Origin of the sequence: Pedobacter chinensis (assembly GCF_003339865.1) — a bacterium.
Classification (GTDB): domain Bacteria; phylum Bacteroidota; class Bacteroidia; order Sphingobacteriales; family Sphingobacteriaceae; genus Pedobacter; species Pedobacter chinensis.
The window spans coordinates 284,720-305,153 of sequence record NZ_QPKV01000003.1 but is presented as its reverse complement, the minus strand read 5'-3'; the positions used below and the strand labels follow the sequence as shown (position 1 = coordinate 305,153).

Here is a 20,434-nt window from a genome sequence, read left to right as displayed (position 1 = left end):
AACATATTAGAAATTAACATGAACAATATTTTTAAGTTCTTTACTCCTCAAGATAGAAAATTTCATCCTCTTTTTGAGCAGGCTGGTACCAATGCATTAAAAATTGCTGAGGCGCTTTTGGAAATGGTTAGCACGGCTGATCCTGAAAGTAGAAAAACTGTTTTTAAGGAAATTGAACGTTTAGAACACGTTGGAGATGACATTACCCATTCAATTTTTCTTGAGTTGAGCAGGAACTTCATTACGCCGTTTGATAGAGAGGATATTCACCAATTGGCTACTGCTGTTGATGATGTTGCCGATTATATTTATGGTACCGCAAACCGTATGCAAATGTACAATATGAACACTATTAGCGAACCAATTGTAAAAATTGCTGAGCTTTTGGTAGAAATGTGTACTGATATTGATAAAGCAATAAAAGAATTACGCAGTTTCAAAAACATCCGTGTTATTGCAGATGCTTGTATCCGGATCAATAGCGGCGAAAATCAGGCTGATTATGTATTTACATTGGCGGTTGCCCGTTTGTTTGAATACGAAACCAATGCGATTGAATTAATTAAACAAAAAGAGGTTTTACAAACGATAGAAAAAGCGACAGATAAGTGCGAAGATGTGGCGAATGTGCTTGAAACTATCCTGGTTAAAAACGCTTAATAAAACACAAACATGGTAACTACCTTATTGGTTGTTGTTGTAATTCTGGCTATTGCTTTTGATTACATTAACGGCTTCCACGATGCCGCTAACTCAATTGCAACAGTTGTTTCTACAAAAGTTCTTACGCCTTTTCAGGCGGTTTTGTGGGCTGCGCTTTTCAATTTTGCGGCTTACTTTTATTTTACCGATCACAAAGTGGCCAACACGGTTGCGAAAACGGTAATTGAAAATTATATTACTTTAGAAGTTATTCTTGCTGGTTTAGTGGCCGCAATTATATGGAACCTTCTTACCTGGTGGTATGGTATTCCTTCCAGCTCATCGCACACTTTAATTGGTGGTTTTGCTGGTGCGGGTATGACACATGCCCTGCTTACAGGCGCTAGTCCGCTTGATGCAGTAAACATGGGCTATGTAATTAAAATTGTATCATTTATTGTATTGGCACCAATAATCGGTATGGTAATTTCAGTTGTTTTGACTTTAATCATCATCAACATTTGCCGTTATGCAAAACCCGCAACTGCAGAGAAGTGGTTTAAGCGCTTGCAGTTATTATCATCGGCAGCATTAAGTTTTTTTCACGGGGGTAACGATGCGCAAAAGGTTATGGGTATTATAGCTACAGCATTAATTGCGGCAAATGTAATCCCTGATTTTGAGTCAATGCCTTCATGGGTTCCGATTGCGTGTTATTCTGCCATTTCCTTAGGTACCATGAGTGGTGGCTGGAAAATCGTGAAAACAATGGGCTCAAAAATCACTAAAGTAACAGCGCTTGAGGGTGTTGCTGCTGAAGGCGCTGGTGCGATAACATTAGGCATAACGGAGCATTTCGGTATTCCTGTTTCAACTACACACACCATTACAGGTTCAATCGTGGGTGTAGGTGTGGTAAAAAGTGTTTCAGCAGTGCGTTGGGGTGTAACCATCAACCTCATCTGGGCGTGGATTTTAACCATTCCGGTTTCAGCAACATTGGCAGCTATTATTTATGCGGCAATCTATTATTTCAAATAGGAATTATTGTCTATAACATATTGAAAGACTAAGGCATTTGCTTTGGTCTTTTTTGTTTAATATGATTGTTACTCCATCATCGTTGATGAAAATTTCAGCGATGAAGCAGTCTTATCGCAAGCGAATCAAAAACCAAAAAGGAGATTGTCACGAACATTCCAGAAAGATCGGAGCATGTGCTCGCAAGGACGGAAAAGTGGGAATGACCGGGAACTTTCCTAATCCACACGTCATTGCAATGATGACCGTTCATAGTTTAATCTCCGAACTTTGCGGTTAAACTAAAACTTCACACTCATTTCCACCTCGTTATTACCGTTTTTAGGCAATACCCAATCAGGTCCGGTTTGGATAAGTCGCTTAGCTTCTGCATCAGCTTTTTTATTAAGCGATTTAATTATCTTAATATTTGTTGGGCGACCGTTCTTTTTAACTTTAAAACCTAAAATAACAAATTGTTCTGGTCCTTTAGGATTGTACAGCTTGTTATTATTCTCCAAATATTGTTTATAATTGATCGTTGAAACAGGAATCGGTTTAGTGATCTCCTCAATAGATTTCCCATCTAAATTCTGCTCTGCACGAAGCATTATTTTAGGTGCCGGAATATTTTCTTTTTTACGGCCATTAGATCCTGTGATCAGGGCAATTTCATTTAAAGATTTATCTCCATTCAAAGCATTCCGAATGGCATTAGGATCTGTAACGGTAGCAACGGGCAATTCCTTAAATCCGATAGCATTTATTAAGAGATCTTTGTCTTTCGCACTACTATCAGCAGGTAAAGCAAAATATCCTTTAGAATCTGTTGCTGTAACATTAGATGATCCGGCAAGTTTAACGACAGCACCTTGAATAGGCTTGCCATTACTTTGATCGAAAACATTACCGCTAAAGACAGCCTTATTTGAGGCCACTACAGGCTCAGACGCTATAATCACTTCATTTGCAGCATGATTTTCCTTCGCCTTCCTGGCAGACAGCAAAACCCCGGCGTTTGTTTTTCCTAAAACAATGTTTGCTCTGCCTTCAGCAACTACGGCTTCATTTTTAGTTTCCGGAATTTGTTTGGTGTTTTTAGCTAAATCGCCATTTCTCGCATCAGCAATTGCCCTATCAACTAAGGCCGATTTAGAAAGCGCGGCGCTGGTATCTTCCTGTTTAGGTTTTGTTATTGCGACAGCTGTATTGGTATCGAGATTCACAACAACTCCTTCCGATCTTCTGGCCGCAATTTCTGCATTCTTACGATTGGTTTCGCGCATGAAGAACAAAATACTTACGGCAATAAAAGCGACTGTAGCGGTTGCTGCAATACTTAAACGTTGTGTGGTAATGCTCCACATTCTACGTTTAACTGGTTTTTCGGAAATTCTATCGTAAAGTCGTTTTTGTAAAATAGAAATGCTTTGTTTCCGTTTCGGCGATTGGCGTAAACCTTCGAGAGCCTCGGCAACAAATGGATCTTCCAGCGCCTGACGTTCAACAAAATGCATAGCTTTAGCATCAAGTTTACCATCCAGGTAATCCTCCAGAACATCAATATCTAACCAGTCGTTATTCACTACTATTTTTTTCTATACAAATCTTTAAATTCCGCTTTCCATTTTGGATATAACTCTTTACCTTCAGCATGTCATAGCCCGTTATTTCGGCCACTTCTTTATAGCATTTCTCTTGTAAATAAAATAAATCTACGCTTTTTCGCTGTTCTTCGGGCAAGGTTTCCATGCACTTTTCCATAATGGTAAGCTGCGTTTCTTTTGTGTCGTCAATATCCAGATGCACAAACTCGCTGTTTTCCACAAAAGTATCATCAATAGAAACGTTATTTTGTTTCGAAGATTTCCTTAAAGCCATTAAACAGTGATTCCGTGTCAATACATGCAGCCAACTTTTAAAATTCTGAACCTCATGAATTTTAAGCTTCCTGACCAGTTCTTCAAAAATTTGCATTACCGCATCTTTACTCAACTCTTCATCTTTGAAATAATTTAAGCAAACCCCAAATACCAGGTGCATATATTTGTTGTATAGCGTACCCAATGCATCCAAATCGCCGGTACGCTTATACTCGGCGATTAAGTCTGCATCTTCTTTCTGCTGATTTCCAGCTATGTTTTTAATAAACTTCAAAAAATTGGGTAGCTATAATAATTATCTTCAAGTATAAATAATATTTTTCAGTAAGAAGGAAATAACTAAAATTTGGCTGTCAAAATAATTGATAAAATTGATATTTGGTACCGTTTGCTATTCGTTGTAATTTGAGGTACTTTTGCTAAAACACATAAACCCAACAGATTGAATTTTAACAACTTTAATTTTAATCCCGATTTATACGAAGGCCTTATGGCAATGGGATATAAAACTGCCACTCCAATACAAAAACAAGCTATTCCTGTAATTTTAGATAATCACGATCTTATTGCCTGTGCTCAAACAGGAACAGGAAAAACGGCTAGTTATCTTTTACCGGTAATGGACAAAATCAGCCGTGCTAAAGATCGTCATAACAATACCCTGATTTTAGCACCAACACGAGAACTTGCTCAGCAAATTGATTTACAGGTGGAAGCACTTGCTTATTTTACCAACATCAGTTCATTAGCAGTTTACGGTGGCGGGGATGGAATTGCTTATGAACAGCAAAAACGCTCGATGCGTGAAGGGGTAGATATTATCATAGCCACTCCTGGCCGTTTGATGGCTCACTTATCATCAGGCGTTTTAAAACTTGAACATCTGCAACATTTAATTTTGGATGAAGCTGATAGAATGTTGGATATGGGTTTTTATGATGATATTATGCGTATTGTAAGCTATTTGCCTAAAAAAAGGCAAACATTGTTGTTTTCAGCCACTATGGCGCCGAAAATAAGGAAAATGGCAGGCAGCATTTTACATGAACCGCAACAGATAACCATTTCAATTGCTAAGCCTGCCGAGGGCATCGATCAGCAAGCCTATAATATTCACGATCAGCAGAAACAGGCGTTATTGACTGACATTTTTAAAGATGGAACGTATAAAAGCAGCATTATCTTCGCATCTACAAAGGAGAAAGTTAAAGCGCTTTTTAAAGCCTTTAAAAGTTTAGGAATGAAAGCAGAAGCTTTCCATTCAGATTTAGATCAGAAAGAACGCGAGGGTATTCTTCTGGCGTTTAAAAACAGACGGTTGCCAATTTTAATTGGAACGGATGTTTTATCTCGTGGAATTGATGTGGAAGGAATCGATTTAGTGATCAATTATGATGTTCCTGGCGACCCCGCAGATTATGTGCATAGAATTGGCAGAACTGCAAGGGCAGAAACAAAAGGAACAGCAATTACTCTGGTTAATAGCAGAGATAAACGCAAGTTTGAAAACATTGAAAAGTTAATTGAAAAAGAAGTTCCGCGGATGGCATTGCCCGAGCATATTGCTTCAATGGAAATTAAACATATAGAGGAGAAACGACCTCATCATCCAAAAAATAATGGTCAGAAAAAGGTTTGGTTTAAGAAAAAAAACAAACCTTCAAATCCAGGCTAATCGGTAAGCGCCAATCATTTTTTCTGATTGGCGTTTTTCTTTTATCGCTATCTTTGCGGCAATAATGGCAAATTTTATCCTCATCGGTTTATGCATTCTGGCAGGAATTCTTTTCAGAAAAAGTAAAACCTTACCCAAAGATGCTCATAAAGGTATCAATGCATGGATTATCTACATCGCGCTTCCTGCGGTTTCTTTTAAGTATTTACCACATATTATCTGGACAAAAGATTTACTTTTCCCTGTTTTAGCACCTATTTTTATTTGGTTGCTCGGCTGGTTGTTTGTAACTGTTTATTCGGGATTTAATAAAATTAGTCATGCAACTTCCGGAGGTTTAAAACTGGTAAGTTCATTGAGTAATACCTCATTTATCGGTTTTCCTTTAATCATCGCTTATTTTAGTGAAAAGGAATTGGCTATTGCCATAATCTGCGATCAGATCACTTTTACCTTACTATCAACCATTGGGATAATTGTGGCCATTCGTTCATCTCAACAGCAAAAACTGACTGCAAAAATGGTATTTAAAAAAGTGCTGACCTTTCCACCCTTAATTGGTTGCATACTTGCGTTGATTTTACCACATTATTTAGATTTATCTTCTTTTGATGTATTGTTTGATAAATTAGCTGGAACGGTTGGTCCGTTGGCTTTGTTTTCAATTGGTTTGCAACTGAGATTTGGTGGCTGGTTTGGAGAGATTAGGCACATTAGTTTTGCCTTATTATACAAACTGATTTTAGCGCCACTTTCAATCCTGATTATTGCATTATTTCTGGGGATGAATGGAATGATTGCTAAAATAACCATCTTCGAAATGGCGATGCCAACTTTATTGACAGCGGGTGTTGTCGCCGATCAATATAATTTAAATCCGAAACTTTCAAATTTAGTGGTTGGGATAGGGATATTATTGTCGTTTATTACAACTGGTTTATGGTGGTTGGTTTTAACTTATGCAGGGTTGTTTTAGTGGTTAACCGCAAAGAACACGAAGCTTTTGCTCTAAACCATGAACGGTCGTCCTCGCGAGCAATCTCCTTCTTATTTTTTCTGGTGTGAAGGTTTAGTTTAACCGCAAAGAACACAAAGTTTTTCGCAAAGCCTTTATCATTTGGAGCGTTTAAAGAAATATAAGTTTGATGTTCTAAAACTATATAGATAGGTTTCTTAACTGTAATTTAAACCATGCCTTAGCTGAACCTAGGTGTCTCAGGTGGTAAAACAAACTAACTAACACTCCGGCAAGCTAATGGGAATATTTGTGGCAATCTCCCTTTTTTATTTTTTTTTGGTGTGAAGGTTTAGTTTAACCGCAAAGTCCGCAAAAGTCTTTACCATTTGCAGCGTTTAAAGAAATATAAGTTTAATGTTCTAAAACTATTATATAGATAGGTTTCTTAACTGTAATTTAAACCATGCCTTAGCTGAACTTAGATGTCTCAGGTGGTAAAACAAACTAACTAACACTCCGGCAAGCTAATTGGAATATTTGTGGCAATCTCCCTTTTTTATTTTTTTTGGTGTGAAGGTTTAATTTAACCGCAAAGAATGCAAAGTTTTCCGCAAAGCCCGCAAAAGTCTTTACCATTTGCAGCGTTTAAAGAAATATAAGTTTAATGTTCTAAAACTATTAGACGCGTTTTAACTATAATTTAAGCCATGCCTTAGCTGAACTTGGATGTCTCAGGTGGTAAAACAAACTAACACTCCGGCAAGCTAATCGGAATATTTGTTGCAAGGCCTCCGTCTGATGTTTCTTTGTACTTAGCATTCATATCCAATGCGGTCTCCCACATGGTATTTACCACGGCATCTAAACTTACCTTTGCCTTGTCAGGATTACTTTGTAAAGCCAATTGACTTGCTGTAATCGCTTTTATTGCACCCATTGTGTTCCGCTCAATGCAAGGAATTTGCACCAGTCCTCCAATTGGATCGCAGGTTAAACCCAAATGATGCTCCATTGCAATTTCTGCGGCCATTAAAACTTGTCTTTGAGAACCGCCTAAACATTCGGTTAAAGCCGCTGCAGCCATTGCTGAAGAAACACCTATTTCTGCCTGACAGCCACCCATTGCAGCCGAAATTGTGGCGCCTTTTTTAAAAATACTTCCTATTTCTGATGCGCAGGCAATAAACTGAATGATTTTATCCTCTGAATAACCATCGCAAAAAGTAATAAAATACTGCAATACAGCAGGAATTACACCAGCGGCACCATTTGTTGGCGCAGTAACCACGCGACCAAAAGATGCATTTTCTTCATTAACCGCCAAAGCAAAACAACTTACCCAATCTAAAATGTAGTTGAAGCCGTTTCCACCTTTTCTGATCGCTTCAACCCATGAATTGTAATCATTATATTCAGCCTGGCCAATCAATCGCTTATTCAATGGGAATGCCCTTCTTGCAACATCTAAACCGCCCGGCAAAAAACCAGTGGTATGACAGCCACGATAAATGCAATCCCGCATTACAAAAAAGTGTTGCAAAATTCCGGCCTTTGTAACAGATTCCGGTCGCCAGGCGAGTTCGTTTTCCAGTACAATTTCGCTCACTTTTAATCCGGTAGATAAACACCAATGTAAAAGCTCTTTTGCCTTCTCTATGGGAAAAGGTAAATCTACCTGAGCTTTTTGGCTGTTATCTTCTCCTTCTTTTACCACAAAACCGCCTCCAATCGAATAATAAGTTTCAGAGAAAGCTTTTCCATTTTTTAGAAAAGCCTGAAACGTAACTGCATTTGGGTGAAAAGGAAGGCTTTCTGCAAAAAGAAATAATAAATCATTGTCATAATCAAAGTCTATTACCCGGTTTTCGGCAAGATTAAGCTTCTTTTGGATTTGAATATTCTCAAATGTTGGCGTAACTGCCTCAACATCGAAAGTTACAGGATCGGCCCCTGTTAAACCAAGTAAAATAGCCACATCAGTTCCATGGCCTTTACCCGTTTTGGCAAGTGAACCATAAAGCAATATTTTTATCATTTCCACATCGGCAATCAGCCCTTGCCGAGATAGAGATGCGGTAAATTGTTGGGCAGCCCGCCACGGGCCAAGCGTGTGTGAGCTTGATGGACCAATGCCTATTTTAAAAATATCGAAAACTGAAATTTGTTCCTTAATCATGAAGCAAGTTAGTTATGCAAATCTATGATTTGTTTTACAGATATTCTGTAGTTGAAAGTTTTAAAAATCAAACTCTAAAATGTCATCATCCTTTAACATTTGCTCCACAAACTTTTGATGGTTTTTTGGGGTTCCGGTCGCGGTCCAGTTTCCTGTAATAATATTATCTACTAATTGGTGTTTTCCACGCTGCGGTTTAAGTTTATTTTCTTTAAAAGCCTCTTCATAGCTTTCTAAATTACCATGAGCATGTTGCTTCTTTACAATCCGGTAAACTCTTTTGGTAAAACGACGATCACCAACCTCCTCTAAAAAAGGAAAAACGATAAGCGCAAGGAGCACAACACCTGTAACACCGATAGCCTGCTCATAATAACCACCACCTACTGCCATTCCGATAGCTGCAACAATCCAGATAATGCAAGCTGTTGTTAAGCCTTTAACCCGGTTCTCTTCCTTAAAGATTACCCCTGCACCCAGAAAACCAATTCCTGTAACAATGTTTGATGCAATTCTATCCTGACTGGCCTGCCCTATCTTTATGGAAAGTATTGTAAACAAGGTTGCGCCTAAGCCAATCATCATCATTGTTTTTAACCCTGCAGATTTGCTTCGGTACTCTCGTTCAGCACCGATTAAACCGCATAGCAGTGTGGCTAATAAAAACTTATTGACTTCACTTTGTGTGATGAAATAACTATTTTCCAGGATATTGTTCATTGCCTTGAGTTAACAAAGGCAAATTAATAAAAATCATAACATCTCAGGCCATTTGCACGACCACCTTTTGAACTATTCTGAAAATATTTTTCATAACCAATGCCAATCTCTGAGGTTCCGTTTGTATTGGTGTAGTTTATTTTTGATGTGGTAGCGTCATGACTGATGCCTAACCTGAATTTTTCGCCGTTCGTTCTTCTATTGAAAATATCAAAGATTACAGAAAATACGATGGCATCATTCCCGTTTGAGTTTCCACCTCCACGATACCAAATGCCTGCGTTAATTCCTGCATATTTGTATTGCATGCCTACACTATATGAAGATACATTTTGCTGTTTGTAAGCCACAATTGATGGAATGAGGTAACTCCCATCGCGGTCATATTGATCTGGGATTAAAGTTAGTTTGTAACTCACGTTGGCAGAAATACGCATGGGTAATTTTGTCTGAAACCCAGATAAAGACTCATCAGGCCGGTTAAGATGATGGGCGGCAACACCCAACATAAATTTGCCATAAACAAAGTTCGTTCCGGCATTTGCATCAAAATAAAAACGGCTGTCTATCGTTGGTCTTTCTGCACCCGAAACACTGCCAGGTATATAACCCGTGCCAATGTCAATCTGATCACCAAACACCAGTTTATCCCAGTTTAATTTTTGATTGGTAATTCCGGCCTGTAACCCAAAGGATAGAGTAAAATCATCTCCACCGATAATATAAGAATAACTTGCTGCGATATTGTTTTTTACCAGATACGCTGTTCCTTCAGTACTTCGGTTAAATATTAATCCCACACCACTGTTTATTTTGTCGAGATTTAAATCTCCGGAAGCACTCATATAAGAAAAATCACCGGCTAAGCCTGTCCACTGATTTCTGTATAGAGCATTAAATCTAATGTCACCTTCAAACTGTCCTGTAAGCGCTGGGTTAAGGTAAATTGGTGCGTTGTAAAACTGCGAGTAAATGTGGTCTTGCCCTAGTGAGATTAGTGGCAATGCCATTACAAGCATAAATAATATCATCTTTCTTCCCGTCATCTTATTAAATATATTACGCCTGTTTTCCTGGGTGGAGATGAATCGTAAGTCATCCCTTTCCAATCACTGCCATTTATAAATTTGATGTCTACTTTCCAGTAGTAAATGCCTTGCGGCTGTTCTTGTCCGTTAAATGTTCCATCCCATCCCTCAAGCGGGGCGCCGTCATCCAGTTTAGTGGTTTCCCAAAGCAATTGCCCCCATTTGTTAAAAATACTCATGCGCCATTCTTTAATCCCCCTGCCCTTAGCTTTAAAAGTTCGAAGTTCGTTCTTTGAGCTTGCAGGCATAAATGAATTGGGTAGGTTTAAGTTTCCTGGCACACCAATAATTCTAACGGATTGAGTACTTATGGCCTCACAGCCTTCTTTATTTAAAATTTTTAAGGTTACTGTGTAAACCCCGTCTTCTGCGTAGGTATGATTCGGGTTTTGAAGGGTAGATCTTGCCCCATCTCCGAAAGTCCATTCCCAGCTTACCGCACCAACACTGGCGTCTTTAAACCCAAATGTATAATTAGGAATGGATAGCTCATTGCCGGGACTAACCGTGAAAGTGGCAACCGGTAGATTTACAATGTTAATGTAGCCAGGTAGTGTAACTGTACTTGTACATCCTAAAATGTTGGTTGCGGTTAAACTTACAGTAAAATTTTTATCAGACCCGGTAAATGTGTGGGTTGGTTCAAAACTGTTGGAAGTAGTTCCATCTCCAAAATCCCAGATATAGGCAATGGCATTTTGACTGTTATTTTTAAACTTCACAACCACACCATCACAGCCACTGGTTTTGTCTGCCGTAAAGCTAACTGTAGGTTGTTCCAACACTTCTACAACCTCGGTTGTGGATGCATTTGAACAACCATTTGATGCGTATAAAGTAATTGTGTATTTACCAGCTCTGGTAAAAGTGTGTGTAACCACTTCTGGTGCTGAATTGGTTAAAGCTGTACTGCCATCTCCAAAATCATAAACAAAACTGCTTGCGCCTTTTGTATTGTTATAAAAATCGACTTTAAGTGGCGCACAACCTTTAAGCTGATTGCTGTTTACCACCAATTCGGGAACAATTGTATTTGGAGAAACGTGGATAGAATATTGGGATTCATTCGTTCCGCACTCATTCGTGGCAGTCATTTTAACAATATAATCGTTAACGATAATAGTGTTGTAAGTGTGTGTAACACTGTTTTTATCGGTAACAGTAAGTATTGTTCCATCTCCAAAATCGTAAGTGTAGCTGCCTGAACTTCCTGGAGATGTATTGCTGAAGGTTACTGTGAATGGAGAACAACCAGCCGTTTTATCAGGAGAAAATATAGATACTGGCTTTGCTTTAACCAAAACTTCTGATGTTTGAGTTGTAGTTCCACAAGGGGTTATTGCCTCGAGGGTAACGGTATAAATCACGTCTTTTCCCGCTGGATCGGCCTGATAAGTCACTGCTGAAGGCTGAGCCAGATTAGAAGTGACACCATTGCCAAAATCCCATTTAAAAGTAGCAGCCGTTAATGAATTTGAAGTGTTTGTGAAGGTTACATTTAATGGTCCGCAGCCATTCGTTATGTTTTGCGTATAAGCCGCCGTTACATCTTGTTGTGTAGTAAAAGTATGGCTTGTCTCAGCACTTTCGCAACCTAAGCTACTTGTTACTACCAGTTTAATTATCACACTCTGGTTCTCTGTTGCTAAGGTATAGCCAGGAAAATTTGCGCCCGTACCTATTTGCACGCCATTGGCAAACCAGGAGTATGTTGCGTTACGATCGGGATATAATGTTGCCGCGACGTTTGTAGAGGTTATTTGGAATGGTGCACAACCTTTATCCTGAGTAAAGGTAATCTCTGCTTTCGCCGGAGGATTCACGGTTAGCTTGATCTGATTACTCACACTGCCGGCACATGAACTACTGCTTACCAATCGCCTGTAATAGATAGTGGTAGTTGGAATTGGCGGAGTAAAGTTTAAGCCATTTGCACCAAGGACATCGCTCCAGGCAGTTCCATTCAAGCTCGATTGCCATTGGTACATAAAATTACCATCTCCCCCTGATGGAGTAGAACCTGTTAACATTGCTGCCGCTGAGCCAACGCAAATTTGCTGATCTGCAGAAATCAGGTTATTCGTTAATTCCGGTAAAACATTTACCTGAATAGTATTGCTTATTGAGGTGCAGATGGTACTGTTAACCAATCTTCTGTAAGATAATGATGCCGTTGCGCTGAATGTTAAATCTTTACCAACAGCCGAAGGAACATTTACCCAGGTACTTCCGTCAGTACTGCTTTGCCATTGATAACTGAAACTTCCCGATCCACCAGTTGGTACGTCGCCGGTTATGGTAACGCTTTGACCGGCACAAATTGGTGCTGCAGGAGCCGTAATATTATTGGTTATTGGCGAATAGTACGTTATCGTTACTTCTGATGATGATGAAGGACAGCCGGTAAAGCCTGAAATAGTCCATCTGAATTTATAGATTTCACCAGGGGTTAAACCTGTTACGCTAGTGTTATAAAGTGTCGGATCAGTAATAGTGATGCCTGTTTGCCCCGAAATTAATGTCCATAACCCGTTATTTGGAGCGGGGTTATTTCCATTTAATGTAACACCAGTACCACTGCATAAATTTTGATCAGTACCTGCATTGGCTGTAACTGTACCAGGACTAACGGTAATGATCGAAACCGATGAGATTGCTTCCGCACAACTTCCACTTTGCACAATTGCCCTGTATTGAGTGGTAATGGTTAATCCTGTGAAAACAAATGGATTTGTAGTTGAGGTAATGACTGACCAGGTTTGACCATTATCGATAGAACGTTCCCATCTTATAATGTTTCCAACTTGCCCGGACAAAGTGATGTTCCCGCTATTTGAACCAGCGCATACAGTCTCGCTTCCAGTAGTTGTTCCACCAACACTTTCAGGATTAACGGTTATTTGAACGTCATCACCAGATGTTGAACACCCGGCATCGCTTATGGTCCACCTAAACACATAACTGTTGCCTGCCTGTAAGCCGGAAATTGTAGTGTTATTTTTAGTATCATCAGCGAAAGTAATGGCTGTTGGCGCAGAAACAATCGACCACTTTCCAGAACCTACTTCGGGTAAATTGCCATTCAGGGTATGCGATGTTACATTACAAATAGATTCATCCATTCCCGCATTAGCCAAAGTGGCTCCCGGTAATACCGTAATGATTATTGAAGTTGGTGTTCCAGTGCAGCTCCCCTCAGAAACTGGTGTGATGGTATAAGTTACAGTTCCTGGTGTTGTGCCAGAATTAGTTAAAACATCATTAATTGCCGTACCTGGTGCTGCGGCTGCTCTATTGCTGTTACCTGTGATGTCACCGGAAACAACGCTTGAATAGATGTAGCTCACATTTGGCATTGCCGATGATAATGTGATAGCTGTAGAAGTATTATTGCAGATGGTAAGATTTGGAGCTGTGGCAGTAACTGATGGATTTGGGTTAACGGTTACGACAAAATTAAACGGTGTTCCCACACAGCCATCTCTGGCAGGTGTGATCACATAAGTTACAGTCGCAGCGTTTGTTAAATCTGAATTGGTTAGCACATCATTAATAGTTCCGCTACCGCTTGGCGTAAATCCGGCAGCGTTTGAAGTTCCGGTAGCGGTCCAGGTAAAAGTTGTTCCCGCGGCGGCTGATGTAGGAATATACGCGACGCTTTTTCCCGTACAAATCGTTTCATTGGCTGCACTTGTTAAGCTGATATCAGGTTTTATCGTCAGGATAACATCATCATCGATTTGATCACAGGGAGCGGTCAACGCAGTGGTGGCTCTTAATATTAAAGTAACAGTTCCGGCATTTCTTTCAGCTAAACTAGGGGTGTAAACCGCATTTAAATCGTTTCTGTTTGTCGAAAAGGTTCCTGAGCCACCCACCCAGGTGTGAGTTGTTGTTGTCCCCGTTACTGTTCCCGATAAGGTAAAACCAGACTCATCAAAGCAAATGCTTTGATCTGGCCCGGCGTTTACAACAGGTGCCGTGGAGAAGGTTAGTTTTTGTGTTGTGGTTACGGTTCCACAATTGTTCTGATGTGTAACGGTAACTGTATATTCATCATAATCGTTGAATTTAATTGATGGATATTTTGAATTTGCAGTTGTTCCGCCGGTAAAATTATAAGTTCCGGTTCCAGCAGCGGTAACTACCCAGGTGTAAGTGTCGGCAACATCTTTTGAGGTTCCTTCTAATATGGTTCTGGTAGGGCCTGATGTGGTGTTGTTAAAATCATAAGTAGCTAAATTACAAAGAGTAACATCAGGTGAGAGCGTTGCTGTTGGGGAGGAATTTACAACAACCGTTTGTGGTGCTGTAGAAACCAATCCGCATGATGGTGTAGAGATGGTTAAAATAATTGTATAAACCCCGGCGCTGTTAAATACAAATTCCGGCTCTTTGCTTGAGGCATCTGTGCCATTAGCATAGCTGACCGCAGGAGATACGCTCCACGAATACGTATTTGCAGCATTACAGATATTATCCAAAATTGAATTATCATTTGCTTTTAATGATCCGCCCGAACACAATATTGTGCCTGGCAGTGTAAAGGCGGGTTTTGGAGGATCTTGAATACAAATTTTCATCTCCACGGGATCGGCACCACAAGCACCAGAGGTATTGGATTCCAGGCGGATAATATGTTCTCCGTGAGTCAAAAATTTCGTTACCAAATTGTAAGATCTTGGTTTATTAACTTCAACAGGAACACCATCTACAAACCAGTTATAAGTAACCACATTTGATGTACAGCCGGGTGTGTTGGTATTTGGATTTTCACCTAAAACCGAAGTGTTAGTAAAGGTAATATCGGTATTGGTACACCCCAGATCATTAAAAGTAAAGGAGTTTACAGGCTTTTCTACAACCCTTGCTGATGATGAAACCGGGGTTCCAACATTTCCGCAAAAGGCATTAGATACGTTGATGGTTACGTCAAAGGCGTTGTATATGGTTCCGGCACTTGAGGTATAGGTGCTCCCACAAGATGATTTCAAATAGGTATGTGTTACCTTACCTCCCATCGCTTTAATATCGCAAAGAGTATAAACAGAACTAGTATTATCTCCCCAGGTAATGGTGTAACTATCACCCGGGAAGTTATTCTGAATCCCTGCGGATGAAGTAATGTCAACATTAAACTCAAGTGCACCCATTGGCAGGCAAACAACATTATTTCCAGATGTTCCGAAAGCAGTTATCGTTTTATTATTGATTAGCAAATACGCTTTTGTAGCGACTGTTCCGCTCGGCGTAACCGCCTTTGTTAAAATGGTATAATGTGCTTGTTGAGCGATAAAAGTTTGTATTGGGGTTGGAAAACTTAAGGTGGTAATTCCACCATTCAATTCATCTGTAATGGTTGCGGTAACTGTGCTTGCTGGAGTTGATTCATTCGTGATAAAGAATGAGTTATCTGCCCTGCTGGTACATGTTCCAAAAGTTTCTGTATTGGTTGGATCCAGGTAACTTGATGTTAACTTTGCTTCTGTGGGTGCACCGGCTATGATTTCAAACGGACCAGATTCTGTACTTATTGAGACGGGGATGGTCGTTTTTATCCTCAACTTATACCCTGTTCCCGGAATAATTCCGGTAGCTGGGATTAAGCCGTTTACATAAGTACTATAAAAGCCGTTGTATGTTCCTATTAGTTTTTCAGCGCCAAAATTTCCATTTTCATCTGATAAGTATAATTGAAAAGTATTTCCCTGAGATGTACAGTCTGAGATGATGTTAAATGGTACAGCAATAGTACTCCCAGGCGTAAAAGGGCCCGGATCGACGGTTCCAATATTAATTTGGGCGAAACCTGTTGTAGTAATAAGTAAAAGCCCCAAAATCAGGGCATAAAAAAGCCATTTCCTTTTCAAACAGGTCTTCATTAAATCTCTCTAGCGCTCGGAACGATTTAGTTTATGTGTTAAATCAAAGTATTTAGCTTGATCTTCTGATTAACCTACTTAAATATGTGTATTAATTAAAGCTACGCTTTCATAAACATTCAAGTACAAAATACGTAATTTTTAGGTTACAGCTGCAAAACTTTACACCAACTCGAACAAAATGAACAAGTTGCAAAACGGAAAAAACCTCAGTTTTGATGTCATCAGGGCACAAAAAACCCCCAAAGCCTTTAAGCCTTGAGGGAATAATTTTACACGAAATTTAATTTTATGTTATTTGAATGGATAATTACATCATGCCACCCATGCCACCGCCGCCCATTGGAGGCATTGCCGGAGCGCCACCTTCTTCAGGTTCGTCTGCCAGAACAACTTCAGTAGTTAATAACATGGCTGCGATAGATGCTGCATTTTCTAATGCCACACGACTTACTTTAGTAGGATCGATAACACCTGCACCAATTAAGTTTTCATAAACATCTGTACGGGCATTGTAACCGTAATCAGCTGTTCCTTCTTTAACTTTTTGAACAACAATAGAGCCTTCAATACCAGCGTTTTCGCAGATTTGGCGTAATGGCTCTTCAATTGCACGGCGAATGATTTGAATACCGGTATTCTCATCTTCGTTAGACCCTTTTAAATCAGCAATAGAAGCCACAGCACGGATGAAAGCAACACCACCACCAGCAACAATACCTTCTTCTACAGCAGCGCGTGTAGCATGTAAAGCATCATCAACACGATCTTTTTTCTCTTTCATTTCAACCTCACTAGCCGCTCCAACGTAAAGAACTGCCACACCACCAGCTAATTTAGCCAGGCGTTCTTGTAATTTTTCTTTATCGTAATCTGAAGTGGTTGTTTCAATCTGAGCTTTGATTTGGCTAACACGAGATTTAATGTCATCAGTGTTTCCAGCGCCATTAATCACGGTTGTATTGTCTTTATCAACAACAACCTTCTCAGCAGAACCTAAATAAGTTAAATCAGCATTTTCTAATTTATAACCTCTTTCCTCTGATACAACGATACCGCCAGTTAAGATCGCGATATCTTCCAACATTGCTTTTCTTCTATCACCAAAACCCGGAGCTTTAACAGCAACAACTTTTAAAGAACCACGGATTTTGTTAACTACCAGGGTAGCTAAAGCTTCACCGTCTAAATCTTCAGAAATGATAACCAATGGTTTACCAGTTTGAACAGTTTTTTCTAAAACCGGCAACAATTCTTTCATGTTGCTGATTTTTTTATCGTAGATTAAAATGTAAGGATTATCTAATTCAGCTTCCATTTTATCTGCATTGGTCACGAAATATGGAGATAAGTAACCTCTGTCAAATTGCATACCTTCAACTGTTTTCACTTCAGTTTCAGTACCTTTTGCTTCTTCAACAGTAATTACACCATCTTTACCAACTTTACCCATTGCCTCAGCAATTAAGGCGCCGATAACCTCATCGTTGTTCGCTGAGATCGATGCAACTTGTTTGATTTTATTGTTGTCTTCACCAACAGTTTGCGATTGAGCTCTTAAGTTTTCTACAACAGCAGCAACTGCTTTATCGATACCGCGTTTTAAATCCATTGGATTTGCACCGGCAGCAACATTTTTAATCCCAGTAGTGATAATAGCCTGAGCTAAAACAGTAGCAGTAGTTGTTCCATCACCAGCAATATCAGCTGTTTTTGATGCTACTTCTTTAACCATTTGAGCACCCATGTTTTCAACCGCATCTTTCAATTCGATTTCTTTAGCAACGGTAACACCATCTTTGGTAATAGCCGGAGAACCGAATTTTTTATCGATGATTACATTACGGCCTTTCGGACCTAAAGTTACTTTTACTGCATTTGCAAGAATATCAACTCCTCTTTTCAGGGCGTCGCGTGCTTCTACGTTATATTTTACTTGTTTTGACATTTTAAAGATTGTTTTAAAGTTTTAATGTTGGAAAGTTGAAACATTTCAACCATCCGCTCTATACAACATTACAACATTTAACGTTGCAACATTTTAATTTTTACCCAACAACAGCGTAAATATCGGTTTCACGCATGATTAAGTAGTCTTTACCTTCATAAGGGAACTCGGTACCACCGTATTTACCATAGATTACAACATCGCCAACTTTTACACTCGCTTTTTTACCTTCAGAATCTTCTTCAGAAACCGAAACTACAGTTCCTTTAGATGGTTTTTCTTTAGCAGTATCAGGGATATACAAACCCGATGCAGTTTTTTCTTCTGCCGCAGCTGGTTCAACAATAACTCTGTTCGAACTGCCAGCAATTGGTTTTAGGTTTAACGCCATAACTTTTATTATTTTTTATTTTGATTTAAGTTTTTTAACTAAGCATTCAATTAACACTTTTTATGCCAATAGGTTTTCAGGGACAAATTTGCACCAAACTGTCAATTTTTTCACGCTAATCAGGAATGTGAATGTCAGCTTGGCAGTGAGGATTTAGTAATTGCCAATAATTGGGGTTTTGAAAGGTGCTTAAGGAGTTTTTGTGTTGCGCTTGGTCGAAGCAACTTTAGAATTTTGGTTGCGCGTTTTTAAATATCTGTTAATTCTAAGGGATAATTTATTTTGCTTCGCAGCTACTTCGTTGTCATGAGAATCAATGTAAATGGCGTTGAGATTTTTCAGGTATTTCCCGCAGATGCCACTGATTACACAGAAAAAAATAAGTTTTCGTATATCTTCCTGATCAAAGGAGCAAGGCGATAAATCTTAAAGCGATGGTTTTAGCCCAGCATTATTTTGGGATGGCTTCGTACTTTGCAACGACTAAATTGATAATTCAAATCCGATCAAGCCAGATTGTGGAGATTGGGTAAGTTTGCTAAGAAAACTGCTATTTTCAGGCCTACCACAAAAACGCTGTTAATCCTAAGCCGAAAGTAATGTGGTTAAACCTCACTTTTTCCATTCCCAGGTTTTTGAATGTATAACTTCCAGCGGCATTTATTTGATCGATTATATCAACTGAAAAATCATTGTCTGAATCGAAATAACTTACATAAGCTTTCACACCGATGTTTCTTTTAACCTGTTTTTGAATGCCTAAACCTACAGACCAGCCAAAAGCTGATTCTGGTTTATAACGGAAATAAGGCAGCTCTTGTCCTTGAAAAATATCCTGGTACTCATCCCTGATCTTTAAAATCACCTCGCCTTGTGCACCAGCAGATCTTCCTGCTGTAAGTTTTCCGGTAATAAACCAGTTTCTTGGCAACGGCACACTAAAGTATGGCCCGGCTTGAATATATCTTATTCCCATTGGCTGGGTGTAATGGCTATTACTAACGGTAGCAATATCCGGATCATCAAAATCAAGCTCATCATCATTCATCGGGAAACTAGAGAATGCAAACTCCCCGCCAATGCCAATGTTTTTAGAGAAAAACCAGGCGCTCTCTAAACCAAAATTGAATCCTCTTTTGGCAAATAAGCCACTGTTTTTATTGGTTAAATCTTTACTCAGGGCTTCTGCGTAACCCAATCGAAGCTCTATAAAACTGGGTTTTAAACTTACAGGAACAGGATTATTGTTGAGCTTAATATGTTCTCCGCGTTCCTTGAAAATTTTATCGGCAATAACATATCCTACTTCAGTAGATAAAATTCCAATTCCTGCACCAGCCAAAACATCAGAAATCCAATGTCTGTTGTTTAGTTCTCTACCAACGGCCGTTGCGGTTGCAGCCGTATAAGCGCCAATGCTATACAAAGGAGATCGGTATTGGCCATATTCTTTATGCAAGAGGGTTGCATTCATAAATGAGTTAGCAGTATGCCCTGAAGGAAAGGAGTTACGCGTACTTCCATCTGGTCGCTCTACTTTGGCACTATATTTTACGGTATTTACCACCGAAGCCATAATTACGGCAGAAAAAGCATATGATGCCAGCGTTCTCCCCATTTTATGCTTTCCTTTCACACCAGCCGCATTCAGTGCAAAAACAGTGGCTACAGGAGCATATTGTAAATAATCATCGTAGTGATAACGAAAGGTTGGGAGATAACGATTTCGAAATTCACGAACATCTTTTCTAATTCCCCAGGTTGCAGCACTTCCTGCTAATAAAATTACCGGAACCGCAGAAATGCGGACCGCTTTTGATTTAAAGAAGTTGTTTTCTACAATGCTGCTATCTAAAACCTCGATTCGTTGAGCTCGTGTGCTTTGGGAGAAAACAATAATGATAATAGCGATTAGAAAATTTGAGGAGCATTTTTTCATCCCAAAGAAGTTTAATTAAACGGCCTTATCTGTTTTAAAGATACTAATTTTTAAAACTTGATGAAATATCAGGCTCAGGAATTGCTTAATAGTTGTTTTTTTACTGTATGCA

Annotated in this window: 13 protein-coding genes; 4 read left to right on the top strand and 9 right to left on the bottom strand. The window is 39.4% G+C overall.

Features of this window, described 5'->3' with window-relative positions:
* Nucleotides 1-18 precede the first annotated feature (18 nt).
* Both DU508_RS06650 and DU508_RS06645 read left to right on the top strand, forming a co-directional pair.
* Nucleotides 19-660, top strand: a complete 642-nt coding sequence (locus DU508_RS06650) for a DUF47 domain-containing protein (protein WP_199562663.1) — start codon at nucleotides 19-21, stop codon at nucleotides 658-660.
* A 12-nt stretch (nucleotides 661-672) separates the two neighbouring features.
* Nucleotides 673-1,683 (top strand): inorganic phosphate transporter, encoded by a 1,011-nt coding sequence (locus DU508_RS06645; RefSeq protein ID WP_115402060.1) that lies wholly within the window; start codon nucleotides 673-675, stop codon nucleotides 1,681-1,683.
* A 281-nt stretch (nucleotides 1,684-1,964) separates the two neighbouring features.
* Here DU508_RS06645 and DU508_RS06635 read toward each other — a convergent pair whose 3' ends face one another.
* Together DU508_RS06635 and DU508_RS06630 are read right to left on the bottom strand one after the other, a co-directional pair.
* Nucleotides 1,965-3,248: a carboxypeptidase-like regulatory domain-containing protein gene (locus DU508_RS06635; RefSeq protein WP_115402058.1), complete on the bottom strand. Its 1,284-nt coding sequence runs from the start codon at nucleotides 3,246-3,248 to the stop codon at nucleotides 1,965-1,967.
* Entirely contained in the window at nucleotides 3,241-3,819 is a 579-nt protein-coding gene (locus DU508_RS06630; protein WP_115402057.1) for an RNA polymerase sigma factor, read from the bottom strand. The genes DU508_RS06635 and DU508_RS06630 overlap by 8 nt, the downstream gene beginning before the upstream one ends.
* Before the next feature lie 168 nt (nucleotides 3,820-3,987).
* On the opposite strand from DU508_RS06630, the gene DU508_RS06625 reads away from it, so the two are divergent.
* Together DU508_RS06625 and DU508_RS06620 are read left to right on the top strand one after the other, a co-directional pair.
* Nucleotides 3,988-5,220, top strand: a complete 1,233-nt coding sequence (locus DU508_RS06625; protein ID WP_115402056.1) for a DEAD/DEAH box helicase — start codon at nucleotides 3,988-3,990, stop codon at nucleotides 5,218-5,220.
* Nucleotides 5,221-5,284: 64 nt separating this feature from the next.
* Nucleotides 5,285-6,196 carry an AEC family transporter gene (locus DU508_RS06620; RefSeq protein ID WP_115402055.1) on the top strand — a complete coding sequence of 304 codons (912 nt, stop codon included), beginning with the start codon at nucleotides 5,285-5,287 and terminating at the stop codon, nucleotides 6,194-6,196.
* Between the two features lie 730 nt (nucleotides 6,197-6,926).
* Here the strand turns inward: DU508_RS06620 and DU508_RS06615 are convergent.
* The 7 genes from DU508_RS06615 to DU508_RS06585 form a co-directional block, all read right to left on the bottom strand.
* A complete protein-coding gene (locus tag DU508_RS06615; RefSeq protein WP_115402054.1) occupies nucleotides 6,927-8,354 on the bottom strand; it encodes an L-serine ammonia-lyase in 1,428 nt (475 codons plus the stop codon).
* Between the two features lie 60 nt (nucleotides 8,355-8,414).
* On the bottom strand, nucleotides 8,415-9,074 hold the full coding sequence (locus tag DU508_RS06610) for an MgtC/SapB family protein (RefSeq protein ID WP_115402053.1): 660 nt from the start codon (nucleotides 9,072-9,074) through the stop codon (nucleotides 8,415-8,417).
* A 23-nt stretch (nucleotides 9,075-9,097) separates the two neighbouring features.
* Nucleotides 9,098-10,120: a PorP/SprF family type IX secretion system membrane protein gene (locus DU508_RS06605; protein ID WP_115402052.1), complete on the bottom strand. Its 1,023-nt coding sequence runs from the start codon at nucleotides 10,118-10,120 to the stop codon at nucleotides 9,098-9,100.
* Nucleotides 10,117-16,032, bottom strand: coding sequence for a PKD domain-containing protein (locus tag DU508_RS06600; protein ID WP_233509405.1), 5,916 nt, complete (start codon nucleotides 16,030-16,032; stop codon nucleotides 10,117-10,119). The genes DU508_RS06605 and DU508_RS06600 overlap by 4 nt, the downstream gene beginning before the upstream one ends.
* 322 nt (nucleotides 16,033-16,354) lie before the next feature.
* Nucleotides 16,355-17,992 carry a chaperonin GroEL gene (gene groL, locus DU508_RS06595; RefSeq protein WP_115402050.1) on the bottom strand — a complete coding sequence of 546 codons (1,638 nt, stop codon included), beginning with the start codon at nucleotides 17,990-17,992 and terminating at the stop codon, nucleotides 16,355-16,357.
* A 100-nt stretch (nucleotides 17,993-18,092) separates the two neighbouring features.
* Nucleotides 18,093-18,383: a co-chaperone GroES gene (locus DU508_RS06590; RefSeq protein ID WP_025141798.1), complete on the bottom strand. Its 291-nt coding sequence runs from the start codon at nucleotides 18,381-18,383 to the stop codon at nucleotides 18,093-18,095.
* Between the two features lie 562 nt (nucleotides 18,384-18,945).
* Entirely contained in the window at nucleotides 18,946-20,322 is a 1,377-nt protein-coding gene (locus DU508_RS06585; protein WP_115402049.1) for a phosphatase PAP2 family protein, read from the bottom strand.
* Nucleotides 20,323-20,434: the final 112 nt, after the last annotated feature.